Below are 4,904 nucleotides of genomic sequence, written 5' to 3'. Positions count from 1 at the left end.
GCGGGACCTGCGCAGCGGCTTCGGGCTGCCCGCCCACGTGCGCGCGGCCAACTTCGACGCGGGCGTGAACGCCGCGCTGGGGGCCCGCGCCTCCGGTGAGTCCGGCATCGCGTCGCACGCGTCGCGCGACTTCGACCCCTCGCTCACGTGGGAGGCGGTGGAGTGGGTGCGCTCGGTGTCGAAGCTGCCGGTGCTCCTCAAGGGCGTGCTGACGGCGGAGGACACGGCGCGCGCGGTGGCGGCGGGCGTGGACGGCGTCATCGTGTCCAACCACGGCGGCCGGCAGCTGGACGGGGCCATCCCCCCGCTGGAGGCGCTGCCGGAGGTGGTGGCCGCGGCGAAGGGCCGCTGCGAGGTGCTGATGGACGGCGGCATCCGCCGGGGCACGGACGTGCTCAAGGCCCTGGCCCTGGGCGCGAAGGCGGTGCTGGTGGGCCGCCCGGTGTACTGGGGGCTGGCGGCGGGCGGGGAGGAGGGCGTGGGCCACCTGCTGTCGCTGCTGCGCGAGGAGCTGGCGCTGGCGCTGGCGCTCGCGGCCGGCCTCGCTCCCGTCGCTGGACGCGTCGGTGCTGCGGCGCAGGACCTTCTGAGTCGGCCGGGGCGGTCCACGCCCCGGCTTTTCGGCTAGGCTCCCACGCTGGAGGGGGTCTGAAGGCCGTGCCGATGCTCGTCTACAACCCAGGGCAGCCGGATGAGCTGTCCTACCCGCTGGGGGACGCGCCCATCACCATTGGCCGCGCGGATGACCAGGGCATCTGCATCCCCCACCGCAGCCTGTCGCGCCAGCACGCCCGCATCGAGCCGGCCGACGGGCGCTTCTTCGTCACCGACCTGCAGAGCAAGAACGGCACCTTCGTCAACGGCGTGCAGATCCGCCGCAAGGAGCTGCGCCCCGGCGACACGCTGACGCTGGGCGAGCTCGTCTTCCTGCTCACCCACGAACCGCCGCCGCCCGTGGCCCCGGGCCAGCCCGGCGCGGCGGCCGGCGCCTCCGACGAGCCCCGTCCCCAGCTCACGCGCGCGCTCACCCGCGTGCCGCTGAAGACGCTGGTGCAGGCGGTGTCCGACCCGGAGCGCTCCGCGGCGGAGGCCGCCAGCGCGGCCACGCGCGCCCGGGAGCGGATGCGCATCCTCCAGGAGGTGGCGAAGCTGCTGTCCGTCACGGACGACCTGGAGGCGCTGCCCGGCAAGGTGCTGGACCTGGCGTTTCAGATCCTCCACGTGGACCGGGGCGTCATCCTGCTCCTGGACGAGGACACCGGGAAGCTGGAGCCGCGCGTGACGAAGACGGCCGAGGGCACGGCCGTGCGCGGGCCCATCTACAGCCAGAACATCGTGGACTTCGTGCTGCGCAAGAGCGTGGCGGCCCTCTTCTCCGACGCGGTGAACGACCCGCGCCTGGGCGCCGCGGAGTCCGTCATCTTCAGCTCCATCCGCGCCTCCATGTGCGTGCCGCTCAAGCCCCGGGACGAGGTGCTGGGCGTGCTGTACGTGGACAACGTCTCCACGCCCAAGAGCTTCTGCGAGGACGACCTGGACTTCCTCGTCGCGTTCGCGGGACAGGCGGCGCTCGCGCTGGAGAACGCCCGGCTCTACCGCCGCATCGAGCAGGAGACGGTGCAGCGCATGCAGCTCATCATGGACGCGAAGCTGGCCTCGCTCGCGGCCATGGTGGGCGGCATGGCGCACGAGCTGCGCAACCCGCTCAACTTCATCAGCAACTTCGCCGGCCTGTCCGTGGGCCTCACGGAGGACCTGGCCGCGGTGATGGAGCCGCAGCGCGACCGGCTGACGCCGGACTCCGTGCGCGACGTGGACGAGGCGCTCGTGTGCCTGCGCACCAACGTCCAGAAGATCAACGAGCACGGCCGCCGCGCGGACGCGCTCATCCAGGGCATGCTCCAGCACGCGCGCCGCTCGCCCGGCCCGCGCGAGCCGGTGGACTTCAACGCCCTGGTCGCGGAGAGCGTCGCGCTGGGACAGGGCGGCATGCGGGGCGAGCCCCTGACCGTCCACCTGGAGGCCGAGTACGACCCGGCCGTGGGCCGGCTGGAGCTCCACCGCGCGGACGTGGGCCGCGTCATCATCAACGTCGTGGACAACGCGCTCTACGCCATGCGTCAGAGGCGCCAGACGCAGGGCGCCACGTACGTGCCGGTGCTCAAGGTTCGCACCCTCGCGCGTCAGGAACAGGTGGAGGTCCGGCTGCGCGACAACGGGCCGGGCATCCCCTTGGAGAGCGCGGCGAGAATCTTCGACCCCTTCTTCACCACGAAGCCTCCGGGGCAGGGGACGGGGCTGGGGTTGTCACTCAGCCATGACATCATCGTGCAGGGCCACCAGGGCACCTTCCGCATGGAGACGGTGCCGGGTGAGTTCACGGAGTTCGTCATCACCCTGCCCAGGCGGGGGGGACGGCCATCAATGGAGCGAGGCTCGGGAACGCGATGAAGAACCCCATGGACCCACAGCTGCTGGACGCCTTCCAGGGCCGGTACGAGCTCTTGTCGGAGCTGGGCGAGGGCGGCTTCGGCCGCGTCTACAAGGCCCGCCAGGTGACCACCGGCCAGAACGTGGCGGTGAAGCTGCTCCGGCTGACGGACGGCGCGACGCCGGAGTCCGTGGAGCGCCGCAGCGCGCGCTTCGAGCGCGAGATGAAGCTGTGCGCGCAGATGCACCACCCGAACATCGTGCGGCTCATCGACTCCGGGCGGGCGCAGGGCGGCGCCGTCTACTCCATCTTCGAGTTCGTGCCGGGGAAGAACCTGGCGCAGGTGCTCGCGGAGGAGGGCGTGCTGGACCCCGTGGAGACGCGCCACCTGATGCTCCAGTTGCTGGACGCGCTGGCGTGCGCGCACGCGCAGAACGTGGTGCACCGCGACCTGAAGCCCGCGAACATCATGGTCGTGCCCACCGGCGCGCGGCGCAACGCGCTGGTGCTGGACTTCGGCATCGGGTCGGTGACGGACGAACTGACGCGCTCGGAGCCCCAGCCGCGCATCACGTCCACCAATGAGTCGCTGGGCACGCCGTCGTACGCGGCGCCGGAGCAGCTGCGCGGGCAGGCGCCCACGCCGCGCTCGGACCTGTACGCGTGGGGGCTGGTGTTCCTGGAGTGCCTCACCGGCAAGCGCGTCTTCGAGGGCGCCACCGTCGCGGAGGTCATCTTCCAGCAGCTCTCCACGGAGCCGGTGCCCATCCCCCCGGCCATCGCCGCGCACCCGCTGGGCAAGCTGCTCCAGCGCGCCACCGCGAAGGACGCGTCCCAGCGCACGGTGTCCGCGGAGGTGCTGCTGCGCCAGCTGGAGGCGGTGGACGTGTCCAACCTGCCGCGCCGGCCCTCGCCCGTGCGCATCCAGCCCGCGGCCCCCAACGCGGAGACGGCGACGGTGGAGCTGTCCAGCCGCACGCCCAACGCGCTGTCCACGCGCGCGCGCCGCTGGGCGGAAGGGGAGCGCCGCCAGCTGACGGTGGTGTGCTGCACGCTGTCCGCCACGCAGACGGCGCCGGGGCCGGTGGACATCGAGGAGCTGGACCACGTGCTGGGCGCCCAGCAGGAGGTCTGCATCGAAATCGCCCGGCGCTACAACGGCCACATCGCCAGCGCGCTGGGCGACATCGTCCTCTTCTACTTCGGCTATCCGGCGGCGCGGGAGGACGACGCGCGCCGTGCGGCGCAGGCGGCGCTGGACATGGTGGCGGAGGTCCGGCGGCGCGGCCGCGCCATTGAAGCCGAGCGCGGCACGCGGGTGGAGATCCGCGTGGGCGTGCACACGGGCCTCGTGGTGTCGCGCGAGCAGCGGGACCCCACGCTCTCCGGCCTGGGCTTCGTGGTGGGCACCACGCCGAAGCTGGCCTTCCGGCTGTCCACCTCCGCGCCTTCGGGGGCCATCCTCGTCACGGGCGACACGCAGCAGCTGGTGCGCAAGCACTTCCCGCTGGAGCGCGTGCCCGCGTCCCCGAACGAGCTGTTGCCCCCGGGCCTGGAGACGTTCGTGCTCCAGGGCGCGGACGCGACGTGGAGCGGCACCGACGAAGCGCTGTCGCTGGTGGGCCGCGCGCGGGAGCTGGACCTGGTGCTGTCGCGCTGGGAGCAGGTGCGCGCGGGGCAGGGGCAGGCGGTGCTGATTTCCGGCGAGCCGGGCATCGGCAAGTCGCGCCTCACGCGCGAGCTGCGGGACCGGCTGGGCGCGGAGCCCCACACGTGGCTGGAGGCCCGCTGCACGCAGGACGGCGTGGGCCAGGCGTACATGCCCGTGGTGGACCTGCTCACGCGGATGCTGGACCCGAACCGCGACCTGTCACCCGAGGGCCGGCTGACGGGCCTGGAGGCGCTGCTGTCCGGCTACAGCTTCGATTTGCCGGAGACGCTGCCGCTGTTCGCGGCGCTGCTGTCCCTGCCGCTGCCGCCGGAGCGGTGGGCGCCGCTGGACGTGTCGCCCCTGAAGCACCGGGAGCTCACGCGCAACGCGCTGCTGTCGCTCCTGGCCGCGATGGCGGAGCGCCAGCCGGTGGTGCTGGCGATGGAGGACCTGCACTGGGCGGACCCCTCCACGCTGGAGCTGCTCAAGGCGCTGGTGGAGGAGGTGGCCTCGTCGCGGCTGCTGGCGGTGTTCAGCGCGCGGCCGGAGTTCGAGCCGCCCTGGGCCTCGTCGGCGGTGACGCAGGTGCAGCTGGGGGCCCTGGCCCGCGCGGAGGTGGAGCGCCTGGCCGCGCCGCCGCCGGAGGCCCGCTGTCCGCGGAGGCGCTGGAGGAGATTGTCACGCGCACGGACGGCATCCCGCTGTTCGTGGAGGAGCTGGTCCGCACGCTGCGCGAGTCCGGCGCGCTGGTGGAGCGCGAGGGCCGCTTCGCGCTGGAGGCGGGCAGGGCGGGCGTCGCGGTGCCGGGCACGCTGAGGGACC

At 73.2% G+C, this 4,904-nt stretch carries 3 protein-coding genes; all 3 read left to right on the top strand.

The features are described 5' to 3' along the window. A partial coding sequence (locus ACLEQD_RS36865) for an alpha-hydroxy acid oxidase (RefSeq protein ID WP_410390573.1) occupies positions 1–628 on the top strand: 628 nt, incomplete at its 5' end. A gap of 35 nt (positions 629–663) precedes the next feature. Then, positions 664–2,451 (top strand): FHA domain-containing protein, encoded by a 1,788-nt coding sequence (locus tag ACLEQD_RS36860; RefSeq protein WP_410390572.1) that lies wholly within the window; start codon positions 664–666, stop codon positions 2,449–2,451. A gap of 8 nt (positions 2,452–2,459) precedes the next feature. Beyond that, positions 2,460–4,898: a protein kinase domain-containing protein gene (locus ACLEQD_RS36855; protein ID WP_410390571.1), complete on the top strand. Its 2,439-nt coding sequence runs from the start codon at positions 2,460–2,462 to the stop codon at positions 4,896–4,898. Positions 4,899–4,904: the final 6 nt, after the last annotated feature.

It is taken from the genome of Corallococcus sp. 4LFB, assembly GCF_046520365.1.
GTDB lineage: Bacteria > Myxococcota > Myxococcia > Myxococcales > Myxococcaceae > Corallococcus > Corallococcus caeni.
The sequence above is the reverse complement of the archived record's forward strand: the minus strand, read 5'-3'. Positions and strand labels throughout refer to the sequence as shown.

Bases quoted from the DNA above. Each gene is read 5' to 3' on its own strand.
- ACLEQD_RS36860 (WP_410390572.1), top strand. From the start codon at position 664: ATGCTCGTCTACAACCCAGGGCAGCCGGATGAGCTGTCCTACCCGCTG.
- ACLEQD_RS36855 (WP_410390571.1), top strand. From the start codon at position 2,460: ATGGACCCACAGCTGCTGGACGCCTTCCAGGGCCGGTACGAGCTCTTG.